General features: G+C 71.0%; 18 protein-coding genes. 8 read left to right on the top strand and 10 right to left on the bottom strand.

All coding sequences use genetic code 11. The features are described from left to right. Nucleotides 1-329: 329 nt before the first annotated feature. The 3 genes from ACSHT8_RS03920 to ACSHT8_RS03930 form a co-directional block, all read right to left on the bottom strand. Nucleotides 330-923 carry a DUF7711 family protein gene (locus tag ACSHT8_RS03920; protein ID WP_436497746.1) on the bottom strand — a complete coding sequence of 198 codons (594 nt, stop codon included), beginning with the start codon at nucleotides 921-923 and terminating at the stop codon, nucleotides 330-332. Nucleotides 924-1,024: 101 nt separating this feature from the next. After that, the gene (locus ACSHT8_RS03925) at nucleotides 1,025-1,294 is read right to left on the bottom strand and encodes an ArsR/SmtB family transcription factor (protein ID WP_436497748.1); all 270 of its coding nucleotides are present in this window, start codon (nucleotides 1,292-1,294) and stop codon (nucleotides 1,025-1,027) included. A gap of 1 nt (nucleotide 1,295) precedes the next feature. Then, entirely contained in the window at nucleotides 1,296-1,721 is a 426-nt protein-coding gene (locus ACSHT8_RS03930) for an SRPBCC family protein (protein ID WP_436497750.1), read from the bottom strand. 260 nt (nucleotides 1,722-1,981) lie between these two features. Here ACSHT8_RS03930 and ACSHT8_RS03935 point away from each other — a divergent pair, with 260 nt between their 5' ends. From ACSHT8_RS03935 to ACSHT8_RS03950, 4 genes are read left to right on the top strand one after another with little or no spacing between them, the layout of a single operon-like run. Next, nucleotides 1,982-2,263: a metal-sensitive transcriptional regulator gene (locus tag ACSHT8_RS03935; RefSeq protein WP_436497752.1), complete on the top strand. Its 282-nt coding sequence runs from the start codon at nucleotides 1,982-1,984 to the stop codon at nucleotides 2,261-2,263. 50 nt (nucleotides 2,264-2,313) lie between these two features. Next, nucleotides 2,314-2,595 carry a metal-sensitive transcriptional regulator gene (locus ACSHT8_RS03940; protein WP_436501988.1) on the top strand — a complete coding sequence of 94 codons (282 nt, stop codon included), beginning with the start codon at nucleotides 2,314-2,316 and terminating at the stop codon, nucleotides 2,593-2,595. 8 nt (nucleotides 2,596-2,603) lie between these two features. Further along, nucleotides 2,604-2,759 carry a hypothetical protein gene (locus ACSHT8_RS03945; RefSeq protein WP_436497753.1) on the top strand — a complete coding sequence of 52 codons (156 nt, stop codon included), beginning with the start codon at nucleotides 2,604-2,606 and terminating at the stop codon, nucleotides 2,757-2,759. Nucleotides 2,760-2,806: 47 nt separating this feature from the next. Continuing rightward, nucleotides 2,807-4,975 carry a heavy metal translocating P-type ATPase gene (locus tag ACSHT8_RS03950; RefSeq protein ID WP_436501989.1) on the top strand — a complete coding sequence of 723 codons (2,169 nt, stop codon included), beginning with the start codon at nucleotides 2,807-2,809 and terminating at the stop codon, nucleotides 4,973-4,975. On the opposite strand, the gene ACSHT8_RS03955 is transcribed toward ACSHT8_RS03950, so the two are convergent. From ACSHT8_RS03955 to ACSHT8_RS03980, 6 genes are all read right to left on the bottom strand, one after another. Then, nucleotides 4,949-5,392 (bottom strand): universal stress protein, encoded by a 444-nt coding sequence (locus tag ACSHT8_RS03955; protein ID WP_436497755.1) that lies wholly within the window; start codon nucleotides 5,390-5,392, stop codon nucleotides 4,949-4,951. The genes ACSHT8_RS03950 and ACSHT8_RS03955 overlap by 27 nt on opposite strands. After that, entirely contained in the window at nucleotides 5,389-6,420 is a 1,032-nt protein-coding gene (locus ACSHT8_RS03960) for a TRM11 family SAM-dependent methyltransferase (protein WP_436497757.1), read from the bottom strand. The genes ACSHT8_RS03955 and ACSHT8_RS03960 overlap by 4 nt, the downstream gene beginning before the upstream one ends. Nucleotides 6,421-6,522: 102 nt before the next feature. Beyond that, entirely contained in the window at nucleotides 6,523-7,329 is an 807-nt protein-coding gene (locus tag ACSHT8_RS03965) for an ArsR/SmtB family transcription factor (protein WP_436497759.1), read from the bottom strand. Between the two features lie 105 nt (nucleotides 7,330-7,434). Then, nucleotides 7,435-10,338, bottom strand: a complete 2,904-nt coding sequence (locus ACSHT8_RS03970; RefSeq protein WP_436497761.1) for an ATP-binding protein — start codon at nucleotides 10,336-10,338, stop codon at nucleotides 7,435-7,437. Between the two features lie 73 nt (nucleotides 10,339-10,411). Continuing rightward, entirely contained in the window at nucleotides 10,412-10,618 is a 207-nt protein-coding gene (locus ACSHT8_RS03975; RefSeq protein ID WP_436497763.1) for a hypothetical protein, read from the bottom strand. Nucleotides 10,619-10,665: 47 nt separating this feature from the next. Further along, the gene (locus ACSHT8_RS03980) at nucleotides 10,666-13,752 is read right to left on the bottom strand and encodes a type 2 lanthipeptide synthetase LanM family protein (protein WP_436497765.1); all 3,087 of its coding nucleotides are present in this window, start codon (nucleotides 13,750-13,752) and stop codon (nucleotides 10,666-10,668) included. Between the two features lie 142 nt (nucleotides 13,753-13,894). On the opposite strand from ACSHT8_RS03980, the gene ACSHT8_RS03985 reads away from it, so the two are divergent. From ACSHT8_RS03985 to ACSHT8_RS04000, 4 genes are all read left to right on the top strand, one after another. After that, nucleotides 13,895-14,485 carry a LuxR C-terminal-related transcriptional regulator gene (locus ACSHT8_RS03985; RefSeq protein ID WP_436497767.1) on the top strand — a complete coding sequence of 197 codons (591 nt, stop codon included), beginning with the start codon at nucleotides 13,895-13,897 and terminating at the stop codon, nucleotides 14,483-14,485. A gap of 22 nt (nucleotides 14,486-14,507) precedes the next feature. Further along, nucleotides 14,508-15,137: a maleylpyruvate isomerase N-terminal domain-containing protein gene (locus ACSHT8_RS03990; protein WP_436497769.1), complete on the top strand. Its 630-nt coding sequence runs from the start codon at nucleotides 14,508-14,510 to the stop codon at nucleotides 15,135-15,137. Nucleotides 15,138-15,222: 85 nt separating this feature from the next. Then, nucleotides 15,223-15,786: a copper resistance CopC family protein gene (locus ACSHT8_RS03995; protein ID WP_436497770.1), complete on the top strand. Its 564-nt coding sequence runs from the start codon at nucleotides 15,223-15,225 to the stop codon at nucleotides 15,784-15,786. Nucleotides 15,787-15,856: 70 nt separating this feature from the next. After that, a complete protein-coding gene (locus tag ACSHT8_RS04000) occupies nucleotides 15,857-16,378 on the top strand; it encodes an SRPBCC family protein (RefSeq protein WP_436497772.1) in 522 nt (173 codons plus the stop codon). On the opposite strand, the gene ACSHT8_RS04005 is transcribed toward ACSHT8_RS04000, so the two are convergent. Continuing rightward, a complete protein-coding gene (locus tag ACSHT8_RS04005) occupies nucleotides 16,316-17,629 on the bottom strand; it encodes a glycoside hydrolase family 125 protein (RefSeq protein ID WP_436497774.1) in 1,314 nt (437 codons plus the stop codon). The genes ACSHT8_RS04000 and ACSHT8_RS04005 overlap by 63 nt on opposite strands. Nucleotides 17,630-17,654: the final 25 nt, after the last annotated feature.

Consider the following 17,654-nt stretch of genomic DNA (forward strand, 5'->3'; position numbering starts at 1 on the left):
GCCAGGTCAGTTCCTCGAGGCGTGGCAGGCCTGGCGGGATCCTGGACGGGTTGCTGGCCTGCGTCGGGGCGGGCTAGCCGTGCCGTAGGACTTTCCGGGGCCTGGCGCGGTGTGTACGGGGGAGCGGCGGACCTCCTTCCTGGATGTCGGCTATGTGTCCTGCTCAGCGGTCTCGGACTGGGGCTGCTCGTCGGCCGGGTCGATGCCGTACTCGCGGGCGAGGGTGGTGTAGATCGGGTGCGGGTCGGTCAACAGCATCGGGTTAGGCCTTCCTGATGAATGTCGTCGTTTATCTCCCTTCTCGGCGGATTGACACCGGACGTAATGGCTCAGCCGCGATCAACCGCGTTGAGAAGATCGAGATATCCCTCACTTGCGTGCCAGAGCGCGTCGGCCGTCGGCTCGAGCTTGCCCGGACGCCAGCGGCGCTCGGTGTAGGTGTCGGTGCACCGCTGCAGCGCGCGCAGGCTCACCGCCAGCTCGTCGGCCAGGCGCTCGGCTAACAGGTCGGGGGAGGGGAGTGGCAGTCGGACGGAGTCGGAGTCGTCGGCGATCGCGGCGAGCGCTTCCTCATGGATGCCGTCCGTGACTGTCCAGATCAGGACCGGTCGGTCGAGGGCGTGGTTCCAGATCGGCGCCGCCGCGGAGCGCCAGCGGATCGTGACGGGCGCCGTTTGCAGGCGTGCCGCGTTCGCCCAGTGTTGGGATCCGTGGGGCTCGGTGAGCCAGGCGACGTCGTCCGCGGGTAGGTCGACCACTAACGCGACAGTCACCGTGTCGATCTCGTCGGCCGGGGTGAGGATCTCACCCGCCGCCCACAGTTGGTCGACACGCAGCGGGAAGATCGACTGTGGCCTGGTGGCCATGTCCGCGCATGTCTCCGCGGTGGTGCGCAGATGGTGCAGCGCACGAGACCTCTTCATTTCCTGCCCTTCGGTCGTTTTGGTGTGACAGAGCAGACGTTACGGGAGCGGCCGGGGGCTGCGCCTCGGCCTCTGGTCTTATGTGGACTAGGTATTTGGTCTTAGGACCTGTCGGCGCCCCACACGTCGTCGAGGTAGCCCCGCAACGTCTTCACGCCGAGGTTGTGCAGCTTGTGCAGCCGTCGGGTGCCATGCCGTTCCTCGGCGACCAAGCCGGCGGCGCGCAGCAGTTTCAGGTGGCGGGACACCGCTGGTCGGCTGATCGGCAGCGCGTCGGAGATGTCCTGGACGGACCGCGGTCCGTCAGTGAGAAGTCGCAGTATCGCCCTGCGGTTCGCGTCGCCAAGGGCGTTCAGTTGGGCGTCGGCCACGCTAGGCGCCGCCCTCGACGCGCTTCTTGAGGCCCGCGGCGAACTGGTCGAACGACGGTTGCAGGTCCGGCATCGACTTCCAGATCAGCGGGAGCATGAGCCCGGTGTACTCCTCGCGCATGCGGAACTCGGTCGTCGAGTCCGAAGTGGACGTAAGGGAGTAGGTGCGTTCGCCGCGGAACAGGCCAAGCGGCATGCCTCCGACGAAGGTCATGCCGGAATCGGGTCGGACATCGGTGACCTTGACCGGGAACGTTCGGTCCGGACTCGCCGCGGTGGTCACCTTGAGCTTCGCGCCGGACTCGATCGTCCCCTCGACCTTGGTGACGCCGGAATCCCAGTCCGGCCAGGTCGCGGCGTCGGCGAGGACCGTCCAGACCTGCGCCGGGGTGGCGTTGATGGTCGAACGCGATTCGTAGGACTCCATGGCTGCTCCTCGAACGTCGGACGGGCGCGGCAACCGTAACACCAGAGTTACGGACGGCCTGCGGATCCAAATGTAACTATCAGCTTTTCCCTATCAAGATAATGGATGGTCGGTCAATACGTTCGCCCGGCCCGCAAGTAGCCAAAGCGATCAAAAGCGCAAGGACGGAGGTCCGGCCGGTGTGACGTCGCACCTGCGGGTGATCGTGGTGCGCCGGTGCTGCCCAGTAGGCTGATCGTTCATCGCGAGGGGAGCGGGCTGTGGCCGTGGACAACAGCAACCGAGAGGCGTACCTCAAGCGACTGCGCCGGATCGAGGGGCAGATTCGCGGACTGCAGCGCATGGTCGAGGAAGACAAGTACTGCATCGACATCCTCACGCAGGTGTCCGCGGCCACGAAGGCGCTGCAGGCGTTCTCGCTGGAACTCCTGGACGAGCACCTGGCGACGTGCGTGGTCGCCGCGGCGGCCGCTGGGGAACCGGAGGCGTCGGCGAAGGTGCGGGAGGCCTCCGAGGCCATCGCGCGGCTGGTCCGCTCCTAGGGGTACCCCCGTAGGGTATGGTTGAGGTGTCCGACCAAGGAGGGCACCGGATGCACGGCTACAGCGGCGACAAGGACGACTACCTCAAGCGACTGCGCCGGATCGAGGGGCAGATTCGCGGGCTGCAGCGCATGGTCGAGGAAGACAAGTACTGCATCGACATCCTCACGCAGGTGTCCGCGGCCACGAAGGCGCTGCAGGCGGTCTCGCTCGGGTTGATCGATCAGCACTTGAAGCACTGTGTCGCCGAGGCGGTCGCCGAGGGCGGCGTGGCCGCTGACGACAAGGTCCGCGAGGCGAGTGCCGCGATCGCGCGGCTCGTCCGGTCGTAGGGGGAGACGTGAGCACGGCACGCAAGATGGGCGCCTACGGCGTGATCCTCGCGGTGGTTGCGGCGGGGGCCTACGCACTGGGCTCAGCGGTCGGTCCGTTCGACGCGCCCGCGCCGGAAACGGGCACCCATCAGGGCGACCCCGGCCACGTGGAGTCCAAGTGACGACGAATCTGACCCCGACCGCCGAGATCGAGCTCGTCATCGGCGGCATGACCTGCGCTTCCTGCGCGAACCGGGTCGAGCGCAAGCTCAACAAGCTCGACGGCGTGACGGCCACGGTCAACTACGCGACCGAGAAGGCTTCCGTCGTCTATGCCGACGGTGTTGACCCGGCGACGCTGATCGCCCAGGTCGAGGCCGCCGGGTACACCGCGACGGTGCCTGTCGCCGATGAGGACGCCGCTGAGCATGACGGGCTGCGCGTGCGGTTGCTTGTGTCGGTGTTGCTCGCTGTCCCAGTGGTGGCGATGGCGATGGTTCCGGTCCTGCAGTTCACCTACTGGCAGTGGGTTTCGCTGGCGTTGGCGACGCCGGTCGTGGCTTGGGGCGCGTGGCCGTTCCACCGGGCGGCCTGGCTGAACTTGCGGCACGGTGCGGCGACCATGGACACGTTGGTGTCGATGGGCACGCTGGCCGCGTTCGTGTGGTCGCTCTACGCGTTGTTCCTCGGGTCGGCGGGCACGCCGGGGATGACTCACCCGTTCGAGTTCACCGTGAGCCGGGCGGACGGGTCGGGCGCCATCTATTTCGAGGTCGCGGCCGGGGTCACCGCGTTCATCCTCGCAGGCAGGTACTTCGAGTCGCGGGCCAAGCGGCGCGCTGGTGCGGCGCTGCGGGCGCTGCTCGACCTCGGGGCCAAGGACGTCGCGGTGCTACGCGACGGTGTCGAGGTGCGGGTGCCGATCGGGCAGCTCGCGGTGGGTGAGCGGTTCGTGGTGCGGCCGGGGGAGAAGGTCGCCACCGACGGTGTGGTCGACGAGGGCTCGTCCGCGGTCGATCTGAGCATGGTGACCGGGGAGTCGGTGCCGGTCGAGGTGACGGCGGGGGACAACGTCGTCGGAGGCACGGTCAACGTCGGCGGCAGGCTGACTGTCACCGCGACGCGGGTGGGCGCACACACACAGCTCGCGCGGATGGCTCGGCTGGTCGAGCAGGCGCAGACGGGCAAGGCCGACGTGCAGCGGCTGGCGGACCGGGTGTCCGCGGTGTTCGTACCGGTGGTGATCGCGTTGGCGGTCGGGACCCTGGCGTTCTGGCTGGGTGCGGATGCGGCGGCGCCGACGGCGTTCACGGCCGCGGTGGCGGTGCTGATCATCGCGTGTCCGTGCGCGTTGGGGTTGGCGACGCCGACTGCGCTGCTGGTCGGCACCGGGCGTGGCGCCCAGCTGGGCATCATGATCAAGGGGCCTGAGGTGCTGGAGTCCACCCGGTTGGTGGACACGGTGGTGTTGGACAAGACCGGCACGGTGACGACCGGGCAGATGTCGCTTGTGGACGTTCGGGTCGCGGATGGTGAGGACGCGGCCGAGGTGCTGCGGTTGGCCGGGGCGGTGGAGGATGCGTCGGAGCATCCGATCGCTCAGGCTATTGTGCGCGGGGCGCGTTCGGCTGTGGGCGAACTTCCTGCGGTGACTGGGTTTTCGACTGTCGACGGCGTCGGCGTTCGGGGTACAGTGGACGGGCGGGCGGTAGTGGTCGGTCGGACTTCGTTGCTGGATCAGGGAAATCTGGTGTTGCCGCCGGATCTGTTCTACGCGAAGGCCGATGCGGAACGGCGTGGCCACACGGCGGTGACGGTCGGCTGGGACGGGCGGGCGCGGGCGGTGCTCGCGGTGGCGGACACGGTGAAGCCGACGTCGGCTGAGGCGGTCATGTGGCTGCGGTCGCTGGGGTTGACGCCGGTGTTGCTGACGGGCGACAACGAGGCGGTGGCGCGGTCGGTGGCGGCCGAGGTGGGGATCACCGAGGTTGTCGCGGAGGTGCTGCCGGAGCAGAAGGTCGAAGTAGTGGCCAGGCTGCAGCGCGAGGGCAAAGTCGTGGCGATGGTGGGCGACGGTGTCAACGACGCTGCCGCGTTGGCCACGGCCGACCTTGGGCTGGCGATGGGCACGGGTACTGATGTCGCGATCGAGGCGAGCGATGTGACGTTGGTGCGCGGGGACCTGCGGTCGGCGGCGGACGCTATCCGGTTGTCGCGGCGCACGCTGCGGACGATCAAGGGCAACTTGTTCTGGGCGTTCGCGTACAACGTGGCGGCTGTGCCGTTGGCGGCGGCCGGGTTGCTGAATCCGATGCTGGCGGGTGCGGCGATGGCGTGCAGCTCGGTGTTCGTCGTGACGAACAGCTTGCGGCTACGGGCGTTCCGCGGGCTTGCCTGACGGCTCGGGTACGAGGAGCACCGGCCGGTTGGTCGTCCGGGTCAGTGCTGTGCCGACTGAGCCCCGGGTGACGCGGCTGGGGTTCCAGTGGCGGTGGTGGCCGACGATGATCATGGTGGCGTCGTCTTCGTCGGCGGCTTGGCGCAGGACGGGTGCTGGTTCGCCGATCTTGACGTCGAACGCCCATCGTCCGGCGAAGTCCGCGAGGGCGGCTTGGACGGTGTCGCGGAGGGTGCTCAGGGCTGTGTCGGCGTGGCTTTCCCAGTTGTCGGCGTCGGGGTCGACGGGGTAGTCGCGCAGGTCGACGGCGTGCACGATGTGCAGGTCGGCGGTCAGGCGGGTGCCGAGGTCGGCGGCGACGGTGAGGACCACGGCGCTGAGGTCGCGGTGGTCGACGCCGACCGTCAGCGTGGTCATGGCCTGCGGGCGATCACGATGTCGCGGACGATGGCCTGGTCGACGCGGTGTCCGAACGACCGGTAGGGGCCCTCGTCGATGGGGTCCAGGCCGGACTGGGCGAGCACGTCGAGCGCGTCGGCGCGGCTGGCGACGTTGGTGTTCCAGGCGATGCCGATGGCGCCGCCGGGGCGTAGGACGTCGGCCCAGACGGGGGCGGCTTCGCGGAGCAGTTCGAGGGGGCTGCGCTGCAGGCCTTGGCCTGCGCGGCTGCCGTGTTGGACGCCGTAGGGGGCGTCGGTGACGATGAGGTCGACGCTGCCCGCGCGGTGGAAGTCGCGGGTCTTGACGGTGTCGGCGTTGACGTAGGTGAGGGTGAGCGCGTCGCCTGCCTTGTAGCTTTCCTTCGTCAGACCGATGGAGACGTCGAGTTTGCGTCCGACGAGCTGCTTGTCGCGGCGGACGCGGGTGACCTCGGCTTGGTGTTTGACGCGTTTGCGTTTGAGCCAGGTCTGGATGAACGTGGCGTAGGCCTCGAAGTCCTTCTGGTCGATGTCCACGCCGGCCGCGTCCCAGCCGTACATGATCACCTGGTTGAGGGTGGTGCCGCGGCCGCACATGGGGTCGAGGACGTGCAGGCGGTGGTCGAGCATGTCGCGGGCGCGGGCCGAGGACATCAGGGTGACGTTGAGCAGGAGTTTGGTGAACAGCTCGTTGGTCTTGCCTTGGTATTTCTGGATGGTGATGAGGTCGTCGTCGAACGCGTCGAGCCGGTGCAGGTGGATCGGTTCGAGGAGTTTGCCGTCGATCCGGAACAGCGCGTACAGCGCGGACAGGTTCGCCAGGTAGGCGAGGTCGGTGTCGCTGAGGGTGTCCGCGGTGAAGGTGACGTAGGGGACGCCGCCGAGTTCGGTGCGGGTCGCGTTGTCGAGTCGACCGTCCAAGACGGACTGGTTGAACACCTGGAGCTCGGCCAGGGTCAGGTCGACGGAGGCCTCGGCGTAGACGCGGTTCGTCGAGGGCAGGATCAGCAGTGCGTAGTCGGCCATGATGCGCCGATCTTAGAGCTTCGTGTCCGCGTCAGCCGACCGATGTCTCCTGGTGTCCACGACGGCGCCCCTGTGTCGGGGGCGCCATGGCCGTCTCCGGGGTCAGTCCTCCTGGTCAGCGACGAGTTTTCCGCCTTCCAGCAACGTCTTCAGCGCCGAGAGGATCATCGTCCAGCCCTCGTGGACGCCCTCGAGCATCTTGCTGTCGGGGCTGTCGAAGCCGTCGTGGGTGATGGTCAGCTTCATGCCCATCACCGGGATCGCGGCGGGCTCGATGTCGAAGGTGACCTTCGACTTCTCCTTGAGCGCCTCGGCGAACTCCTCATCGGTGGCGAACAGGTCACGGTGCATGGGCTGCAGCGTGTGCCAGGTGTAGGAGAGGCGTTTGCCGGGGATCGCTTCGAGGACCTTCTGGTCCAGGTCCTCGAACTCGCCCGCCGGGTCGGACTTCCACCTGACCGGTGAGCCGACTTTCCAGTCTGACTCGGGTCCCGTTCCGCCCATGTAGATCTTGATGAACTCTGGGTCGGTGAGCGCTCGGTACAGCTTGTCGGCGGTGGTCTGGATGTAGGTGACGTAGACGAATGCGGGCTTGCTCATGTGGGGTCCTTCCAGAACGGTCTTCAGGTGCGACAGCGCGGTCATCCGGGCGCGTTCGTACTGCCCGATCCAGCGGTCGGCGACCTCGTGGATGGGCACGGGGTTGAGGTAGTGCCACTTCTCGCGGCCATGTTTGACGGCGTTCACGAGATTCGCCGCGGCCAGGACCTCGAGGTGTTTGGTCACGGCCTGCCTGGTCATGTCCAAGCCGTCGCACAGTTCCCGCAGGGTCTGCCCGTTGCGCTCGTTGAGCTTGTCGAGCAGGCGCCTGCGGTGAGGGTCAGCCAAGGCTCGGAACACCGCGTCCATTGCGCCCAGAATAGGCAACCAAATGGTTGCCTGTCTAGTCGGGCGGGAACGGGGCTCTGGGTGCGGCGGACTGGCCGAGGTGGGCGCGGGCCCGGTGGCGACGAGCTAGTCGGTGCCTGCGATTTCGGCGGCGAGTTCGCCCAGGGCGATGCGGTTGCGCAGGCCTGTTTTGGTGATCAGGCTGGAGACGTGGCGTTCCACGGTGCGGGGGGAAAGGTGCAGGCGGTCGCCGATTTCTCGGTTGCCCAAGCGGCCGACCAGCAGGGTCAGGACTTCGAACTCGCGGACCGTGATGCCTGCCGAGCGGAGTTCGGTGGGGATGCCGTCGGCGCCTTCGCGGCGTTGGGAGACCTTGGCGCCCGCGCGGCGGAGGAGGGCGCGGCAGGCGCCTGCTACGGCGGGGACGTCGGTGCGGTGGAAGTGGTCTTCCGCTGTTCTGAGCCAGCCGATGGCGTCGCCCCAGCCTGCGTCGATGGCGGGTTCGGCGACGAGGCGTAGGGCGAGGTGGCGGCTCATCGCGTAGGGGGCGCCTGCGCGGATGGCGTCGTCGGCGGCGGCGGTGGCTTCGGTGAGTTTGCCCGCGCGGCCGAGTAGTACCGCCTGTGCGAAGAGGGTGAACTGGCGGTCCCAGCGCAGGGCGCACGCGGGGTTCGCGGTGACTTCCAGGTAGTCGGTCCAGTCGGCTTCGCCCGCGAGGACTTGGAGTAGGAGGTGCAGGCCGTAGCGGCCGGACAGGGGGAAGACGCTGCCGCCGGTGTCCTCGCTGGCGACGGCGCGGGCCAGGTCGGCGGTCGCGCGGGGGCGGTCTTCCTCGAGTAGCGCGCAGAAGGTGCCCGCGAGGCCGTGGACGCGGGGAGCGTGCAGGGCTGGGTCGCCTTGCCAGTGGCGGAACTCGGTGAGGGCGGTGTCCATGTCGCGGCGGTTGCCGCGGTGGGCGGCGAGGACCGCGGCCAGCAATAGGGCGTACTGGGTGGTCTCCAGGAGTTTCAGGCGGGTCGTGGCGGCGAGGACGCTCTTGATCGTGGCGTCGGCGGCGTCGTGGTCGCCGCGGAGGATGGTGTGTAGGGCGATGCTGGCTTCGGCTTGGTAGCGGGCGGTGACGGCGCCCGCGCGGGTGGCCTGGTCTCGGGCGCGTTCGAGGCGGTGGAGGCCGCCGTGGCGGAGGGCGTCGTCGTTGCCGAGGCGGATGAGGGCGTGGATTTCCCAGATGGGCAGGTTGTGGCGGACCGCCAGGGATCTGGCGCGTTCCAGGCAGGCGGTGGCTTCGGTGGGGTCGCGGTGGCGGGCGATGGCGCCGAGCAGCTGCCAGGCCTGGCAGGCGACCTCGGGCAGCGGCACTGCCTCGGCGACGGTGGCGGCTTGGCGGGCGAGGCGTTCGGCGGTGTCGAGTTGGTCGGGGCCGGGCACGTCGAGTGCGAGGTGGGCGGCGACGACGTCGATGGGGGCGACGTCCTCGGCGGAGGAGTCGTCGCCGAGTAGGGCGCGGGCGGCTTCGACCTGGACCAGTCCGGCGGCGGTGTTGCCCGCGACGGTCGCTGCCCAGGCGAGGCGGGTGTGCAGGTCGGCGCGGCGGCGGGCGGTGAGGCCGCCGACCTGGTCGAGGACTTCGACGGAGGCGAGGGCGCGTTCGACGAGTCCGGCTTCGGCGAGGGCGAGGACCAGTTGTTCGAGGGTGGTGGCGCGGGTGGCGGCGTCGGAGTGGGTGAGCAGGGACCAGGCCTTGTCGAGCAGGGCGACCGCGGAGGTGGCCGCGCCCAGCGCGAGGGCGCGGCGGCCGACCTCGGCGAAGAGGCGGCCCGCGGCGTCGTGGTCGCCCGCGTCGAGGCGCAGCGCGGCGGTGATCTCGCACCATTCGCCGGGGAGGCCGGGGTTGACCGCTTCGACGGCGTCGGCGACGGCCGCGGCGAGGGCGGCGCGGTCGGTCGGGTCGAGTTGGGCGAGGACTGCTTCGCGGCCGAGCTGGTGGTGGAAGGCGTACCAGTCGGCGGTGTGTTCGTCGGGGGCGACGAGTTGGGCGGCGCCGTCGTCCTGCAGGAGGCTGAGCAGGTCGCGGTCGGTCATGTCGGTGACGTGCCGGACGATGCCCAGGGGGAAGCGGGGACCGAAGACGGCGGCGACGGACAGCAGGCGCTGGATGCGGGGGCCGAGTTGGGCGACGCGGCGGGCCAGCGGGCGGGACAGGGCCGCGGTGAGCGCGGCATGGGAGTCGTGGGCGACGGTCCAGGTGTCGCCGTCGGCGACGAGGACGGCGTCGTCGATCATGGTGGTGACGAGTTCCTCGGCGAGGAACGGGATGCCCGCGCTGCCCGCCAGCAGCAGGTCGACCGCGGCGGCGGGCACGTGTGCGGTGTCGATCTCCAGGCTCATCGCGACGAGTTGACGCAGGTCGTGCTCGGTGAGGCGGGCGAGGTCGATCAGGGTGCAGCGGCCGCGTTGGGCCGCGGCGCGCGCCATGGTGAGTGCGGCGCTGTCCTGGTCGCGGATGGCGCCGAGTAGCAGTGTGGGTTGCAGGTCGACGTTGTCGACGAGGTATTCGAGGACGGCGAGGGTCTCCGGGTCGGCGTCGTGGAGGTCGTCGAGGGTGAGCAGGCAGCCGCGGTCGCGGCCGACGTGGCCGGTCAGGCGCAGCACGGCCTCGGCGAGCACGACGAGGGAGTCGCCGCCCGCGGGCGGGTCGCCCCAGCCGGGCACGAGCCTGCCCAGGATCGGGCCGTAGGGGCCGAGGTCGGCGGGGGTGACGGGGTCGGCGCGCAGCAGGAACAGGATCGCTTCGGCCAGTGGCCGGAACGGCGACATCGGGCCGATGGCGCTGGCTCGGCCGCGCATCAGGCCCATCCCGGCGGCGAAGGCCGACTCGATGGCGGCCGCGGCGATCCGGGACTTGCCGATGCCGCTCTCACCGACGAGGAAGATCGTCCCGCCTTGGCCCGCGCGGGCCGCCGCGAGCGCGCGCTCCACCGACCTCACCTCATGGTCGCGACCCACCAGGACTATCGAACGGTGTCGCACGATGGCGGATGCTACTTACCGGAGGAGGGCCGACCAACCACCGAACGCGTGGAATGACCGGCCCTCCCGCCGATCACAGCGAGGTCGGAGGGCAGCACGTGGTGCCCATGATCGTGGCGTCTTCCGCGCCCGCGGCGGGTGATCCGGCGACGAGACTGGCCGCCATCAGCCCGATCGGCAGGGCGACGCTGGTCAGCGCGGCGGCACGCAGGCCGAACGTGACCGAGGGGAACAGCCGGAGTCTGCCGACCGGCTCGTTGGTGGGGTGCTCGTTGGACACGGTGTGTCTCCTTTTCCTTCTTTGAACTCGGTCATGGGTGGCGACCGTCATGGGGTGGGACGCAGCAGCAGCGCGGACGGGACTTGGGCCGGGGCGGCCAGGCGCAGCATCGCGTAGCCGATGCCGGCCAGGCCGGTGAGCAGTCCCGGGGTGGGGACGCCGCCGGGTACGCCGCAGCGGGGGCCGTGGCGGCGGAGCGTGTCGAGCGCGAGTCCACCCCGGCGACGCACGGCGCGGGCGGCGGGGCTGTTCGGCCCGTCGGCGACGGCGGCGAGGACCTCGGTGATGCCGAGTTCGCCGTGGCAGAGGGACAGGTCCAGGCGCACGGGGGCCGCGGCGAGGTCGGCGATCTCGGTGTCGGGGATGGGCTCGGGGAGTGCGGTGCGGGCGAGTAGGCGGCCTGCGAGGCCGTGGCACCAGCCTGCGGGGAGATCGGGGTCTGGGGTTTCGGCGAGGGCGGTCGCGGCGAGGCGGGTGCCTGCGGCGCGGTGGTGATCGTCGGGGCCGAAGTGGTGCAGTGCCCACGCGGTGAGGGGGTCGGGGGCGTCGGTGGCCAGGTGCAGGAGGCGGTCGGCGCAGGCGCGGATCGCGGCTTCGGGGGCGATGTGGCTGGCGGATGACAGGTCTAGGGGGGCGGGAGTGGCGGGGGTGGTTGGACGATCGGGGGTGGGGCTCGGAGTTGCGGCGGACCCGGTGGCGGGACCAGCCGCAGGACCACCGGTGAGGCCGGCGGCGGGACCGGTCGCGGGGCTGGCGGCGGGACCGGTGAGAGGGCCTGTGGCCGGAGTGGTCGCGGGGCTGGTGACAGGGCCCGCGGTGAGGCCGGCGGCGGGACCGGCGGTAAGGCTGCTGGTGGCGCGGGTGGTGGGTGGTGTGGCCGTCGGGAGGTTGCCGAGTTCGGTGGCCACCGCGTCCAGTGCGGCCAGGCAGCCCGCCAAACCCGTCGACCAGCCCGGATCCGTCGACTCGGCTGCCGCGATCGCCGCCAGCGTGACGGCCTTCGCGGCGGCGGTGCGCAACGCGGGGGCGTTGAGCAGGAGGGCTAGGCGGGCCAGGCCGTATGCGATGCCGCCGAGACCGTGCATCCCGCCGCAGCCGATGGCGGAGACCAGGTCGGGGCGTTCGGTGAGTGTGTCGATGAGGGCGGGCAGTTCGGCGACGGCGTGGTGGGCCAGGTCGGCGTAGCGGGTAATGCCGGTGGTGGCGGTGAGCTGGGCGAGGAACAGGGCGACGCCGAGGTGGCCGGTGCCCAGGCTCGCGCCGAGGGGGAGGACGAGCCATTGGCGGTCGTCCACTGATTCCAGGCCCAGCCAGTTGACGCGGCCTCGGGCGGGGACGCCGCGGGCGACGAGTTGGTCGGCGACGGCGCAGGCGGCGGCGAGGAGGTCGTCGGGGTGCAGGGCGGCGGGGGCCGTGCCGAGGGCGGTGTCGGCGACGGGGTGGGCGGGGGCGCCGCGGCGGGTGGCCAGGGTCGCCGAGATGATCCATTCCTGGTCGCGGCGGTCGACTTCGCTGAGGCCGGCGATGGTGGTGCGGACGGTGTCGACGCTGCTGCGGGGCAGGGGGATGGGCAGTTCGGCGCCGTGGGCGGTGCGCAGGGTGGTGCCGCCGACGGTGCTCCGGAACAGGGGGATGTCGCCTGCCCACAGGTCGGCCAGTTCGTGGCGGGCCACCGTGGGGTCGCGGTCGGCGCGCAGGACGGACAGGGCGTTGTCGCGGTCGGCGGCGTCGCGGAGGACGTCGGGGTGGGTGGTTTCGTCGAGGAGGGTGGCGTAGATCCAGGTGGGGCGGGTGATGACGCGGATCTCGAGGTCGGCGCAGGACTCGGCGAGCGCGGTGAACTGGGCGCGGTTGGCGGCGATGGCGTCGTAGGCGAGGCGGAAGCCGGTGAGCATCGCTGTCTCGTGGTCGGCGGGTTCGACGTCGGCGCCGCGGAGTCTTGGTCGGTTGCCCGCGCCGGTGAGGTCGTGGGGGCGGCGGGTCATGCGCATGCGGTCGGTGCCGGTGTCGATCCAGTCGACGACGCTGGCGGGGGAGCGGCCGCCGTGTCCGCCGCCGAGGCCGGAGAGGTCGGCGGCGCCTTCCTCGCCGACGACGATCATCGGCAGCAGTGCGGTGCGGTAGACGGAGGCGGCGAGCGCGTCGGCGGCGGGGTCGCCGGTGCCGGTGGTCAGGTCGGGGTGGAAGACGGTCTCGGTGTCGACGAGCACGGGGTGTTCGCCGTGGGCGATGACGTTCTGGTGGTGGACGTCGGTGGCGCGCACGGCGTGCAGCAGCGCCAGCAGGGCGCCTTGCCTGCGGTAGAAGCGGTCGGCGGCGTCCTCGTCGGGCAGTGGGGCGGCCGGGATGAACTCCGACCAGCCGTAGCCCGCGCGGGTCAGCACCCGGGGGACGCGGGGTGCCAGGCCGGGTGCGGCGGCGTCGAGTGCGGTGACGAAGTCGGCGAAGCGCAGTTGGGTGGCGCAGTCGCGTGGTTTGTAGACCACGCGGGCGCCGCCGGCGAAGTCGAGGAACGCCACGGTGCGGCCGCCGCCGTGCGCGTCGCCTTGGCCGAGGGTGAGGCCGGTGAGTGGGCCGGGGTCGACGCCGTCGAGGAGTTCGGTGACGACGTCGTCGCGGTCGGCGGTCCAGCGGGTCAGCAGTTCGGTCGCGCTGTCGGAGGTCGCGATGGCGGTCTGGGCGAGCAGGCGCGCGAGGACCGGGTAGGCGGCCATGAGTTCGCCGAGGTGTTTGGGTTCGGTGAGGCGGCGCACGAAGTCCTGGAAGCGGGCGCGGCCGTCGGTGCCTGCCAGGGTGCCCTCGGCGCGGTGCCGGTGCAGTTCGCTGACCAGCGCGCGCGCCGACTGGGCGACGAGCTTGTCGGTGAGCGTGGCGGCGAGGGCGGCGCGGACGGTGTCGGGGGTGTCGTCGGGCAGGTGCCCGCACGCGAGGGTGACGAACGGGCGCAGGATCCGGCCGAACGCGGCCCGCCACGACGTGTCGACCGCGCCGTGCAGCGGCTCGGCGGCGCACACGGCGGCCTCGGTGACCTCGGCCCACCGCGGCACCGCGGTGGCCGGTCGTTCCGGTGTCGCCAGTCCTGGAACCCACCAGGTCGGGTCCGGGAGCGCTGGAGCGGGATCGGCGGCACTCACAGCTCAACCCTGCCAGATTCCCACCCTGAAGATCATGCGTGGTCACCACCCACATTCACGGTCGCGTTCGGCGGGCGTGGGCGGAAATGTGGGGGGTCGCCGCCGATGCGCCGCGCGGCCCGAGGCGCTCACGCTTGGGACGATGGGAGAGCCGATCCGTGTCGCCGTCGTCGCGCTGGACCCGCTGCTGGAGGCCGGGGTCACCACCGCGCTGCACGGCTGCCCCGACGTGGAGGTCGCGCGGGTCGGCGAGGTCAGCGTGGTGGTCGTCGACGTCGTCGGGGCCGACGTGCTCGACCTGGTGCGGTCGATCCGCGGTGGGGACCATCGGCCGGAGGTGGTGCTGGTGGCCACCGACCTCGCGCCCGCCGCGGCCCGGCACGTGATCGGCGCGGGCGCGCGTGGTCTGCTGCGCAGGCGCGACGCGACCGCCGCCCGGCTCGCCCGCGCGGTCCTCGTCGTGGCCTCCGGCGACTGTGTCCTGCCGCCGGACCTGCTGACCTACCGCGGTGTCGAGCCCGCCCGCGCCCAGTGGACCGGCCCTGGCCTCAGCGACCGCGAACGCGCCGTGCTCGCCCTGGTCGCCGAAGGACACGAGACCGGGGAGATCGCCAGGGAACTGTCCTACTCCACGCGCACCGTCGCGGGCATCGTCCACGACATCACCGCGCGGTTCCGGCTGCGCAACCGCGCCCACGCCGTCGCCTACGCGTTGCGCACCGGCCTGCTGTGACCGGCGCCGATAGGGTTGCCGAATGCGCAGCCCCGTCACCGCGGACGACGTCGACACCGCGGTCCGGCTGGCGATCGACGCTCTGGGCGCGGTGACCGGCGAGAACTGGGACACCGCGGCGGGCGAGCTGGACTGGACCTGCCGCGAAACCCTCGAACACCTCGCCGACGACCTGTTCTTCTACGCCGCCCAACTCGGACCGCGGCGGCGGCCCGCCACCGCCGCGGTGCGGTTCGCCTTCACCGAACGCCGCCCCGGCGGCCCCGCGAACCTCGTCTTCGCCGCACCCGAGGCGAGCCACGACGAACTGCTGCAGGTCGTGGAGAGCTGCGGTGCGCTGCTGACGGCCATGGCACGCACCGCGCCGCCCGACACCCGCGCCCACCACGTGTTCGGTGTGTCCGATCCCGAGGGGTTCGCCGCCATGGGCGTCGTCGAGACCCTCGTGCACCTGCACGACCTCGGCCGCACCCTGGGCTTCGCCGTCGACCCGCCCGCCGACCTGTGCGACCGGGTGCTGCGCAGGCTCTTCCGCGACGCCCCGCTCGACACCGACCGGTGGGCCACCCTGCTGTGGGCGTGCGGCCGGGCACCCCTGGGCGAACGGCCCCGGCAGACCACCTGGCGGTGGGACGGCACCACCCTCGACTAGCGGGAACCACGCCGCCCGCGGGGACGACCAACAGGTCAGCGCGGCGGCTTGACGCTCGACCGCCGGACCCGAGAGGCTGCCCGCCATGACCCGCACCGCCCGCGCCCTGCTCATCGCCCTGGCCCTCGTCCTGGCCACCGCGACCCCGGCGTTCGCGCACAACTCGCTGAAGTCCAGCACGCCCGCCAAGGGCGCCACCCTCGACGCGGCCCCGGCCGTGGTCACGCTGACCTTCGCCGAGACGCTCGACGCGGCGACGACGACGGTGACGATCACCGCCCCGGACGGCGCGGGCGCCTCGGGCAAACCGGAACTGGCGGACACGACCGCGACCGTGCCGTTCACCGCGACCGTGCCGGGCGTCTACAACGTCGCCTACAGCGTGCGCAGCCACGACGGCTACGTGTCCAACGAGAGCTTCACCTTCACCCTCAGCGCCGCCGCTGTCCCCGCCCCGACCACCACGACCACCACGACCACCACAGCGCCGACCACCACAACCACCACTACCGCCGCGCCGACCACGACCCAGCCCGCCGCCCAGCCCGCCGCGGCGAGCACGTCCACCCCGTGGTGGCCGTGGGCGCTCGGCGGTGTCGCGCTGCTCGCCGTCGTCGGCGTGATCGTCGCCCGACGGCGCCGCGCCTGACCCGCTCCATCCGTGCGGTGTTGGCCCGCGGTCATTGTCCCGCACAGCGCCGCCGTGTCACCGTTTTCCCGTGGAGCCAACGATTTCGCGGAGCAAGGCCATCGCCGTCGGAGTCGACGCCGTGTGGGCGTTGGTGTCCGACCTGCCCAACATGGGCCGGTTCAGCCCCGAGAACGTCGGCGGCCACTGGGTCGGCGGCACCGGTCCCGCCGTCGGCGCCCGGTTCCGAGGCACCAACCGCAACGGGCATCGCGAATGGCACACCAACGCCACCGTCGTGGAGTGCGTCCCCGAGCGGCTGCTGACCTTCGACGTGCGCAGCCCCTTCGGCGTGCGCGTGTCCCGCTGGTCCTACGTGCTCGAACCGACCGCCACCGGCTGCGTGCTCACCGAGAACTGGTACCGCGTCGGCAGCTGGTTCATCCGCCGCTTCCTCGGGCCCAAGGTCACCGGGCGGATCGACCGGCCAGGGTTCAACGTCCACTCCATCGACTACACCCTCGCCGCGGTCAAAGCCTTCGCGGAGAACTCAGGGCAGGTAGTCGGGACTCTGGCCGCCGCCGATGCGGAATCCACAGTGGACGAGGGCTAGCTCGCAGAACATCGAGTTGGCCCACGAGAACCACTCGCGGGTGAACCTGTCGGGGTTGTTCACATCGAAGCTCTCGTGCATCATCCCCGTGCCGCCCGTGGTCGCCAGCAGCAGCGCCAGGATGTCCTCCTGCTCCTGCTTCGTCGTCGCCGTCAACCCCTGCACACTCAGCGCGATCGGCCACACGTAGTTCTGCGGCGTGTGCGGGCTGCCGATCCCCGCCGCGGCCGAACCGTTGAAGTAGTACGGGTTCTCCGCGCTCAACAGGAACTCCCGCGTCGCCACATACACCGGGTCCAGCGCGTCCACGCACCCCAGATACGGCAGCGACAGCAGGCTCGGCACGTTCGCGTCGTCCAGCAGGACCGAATTGCCGAACCCGTCGACCTCGTAGGCGAACACCGCCTTGCCGTGCGGGCCGGGAACCACCGAATGCCCGTCGAGGCCCGCGGTGATCTCCCGGTGCAACCGGTCCGCCGACGCCGCCAACTCGGCGTCGTCGAGCAGTTCGCGGGCGATCTCACCGAGTTGGCGCATCGCGCGCGCGGCGTAGAAGTTGCCCGGGATGTTGAACCCGGCGTCGCACGCGTCGTCGCTAGGGCGGAAACCGCTCCACACCATGCCCGTCGGCTTCGTCAGCCTGCCCTTGCCGAACCGGGCCAGGGTGTTGCGGCCCCGCGCGAACCAGCCGCCCCGGCGGAACCGGTAGTGCGAGCGGTTCTCGTGGTCCTGCTCGGCGGTGAACGTCTCCACGATCCGCCGTGCCGCCGTCCGGAACGTCGACTCGCACCAGTCGGTGGAGCCCGTCGCCTTCCACAGCAGGTAGGCGAAGTCGATGCCGTAGGTCAGCGAGTCGATCTCGAACTTGCGCTCCCACACCATCGGGTGCATCCGGGTCGCGTCGGAGTGGTGGCCTCGGCCGTTGGGCTCCAGGTTGAACGCGTTGGCGTACGGGTCGACGGTGATGTACCGCCAGTGCCGCAGCAGCAGCCCCGTCAGCAGCTTCACCAGCTCCGGCGCCTCCTCCACCAGGTACAGCAGCGGACGCAGCTGCGCGGCCGAGTCGCGCAGCCACATCGCCGGGATGTCGCCGGTGATCACGTACGTGGTGCCGTCGGGCTGCTCGGACACCGTGGTCTCGGCCGTGTTCGTCAGGAAGCGGGTGACCGCCTGCGCGACCTGCTCACCACCCATCGCGGCGGTGATCCGCTCGGCGACATGGGTGAGCAGTTCAGGGCGCAGGTGGGCCACGGTGTCCTCCTTCGGGGCGATCTTC

The organism is Actinokineospora sp. HUAS TT18 (genome assembly GCF_051364635.1).
In the GTDB taxonomy this organism is placed as follows: Bacteria; Actinomycetota; Actinomycetes; order Mycobacteriales; family Pseudonocardiaceae; genus Actinokineospora.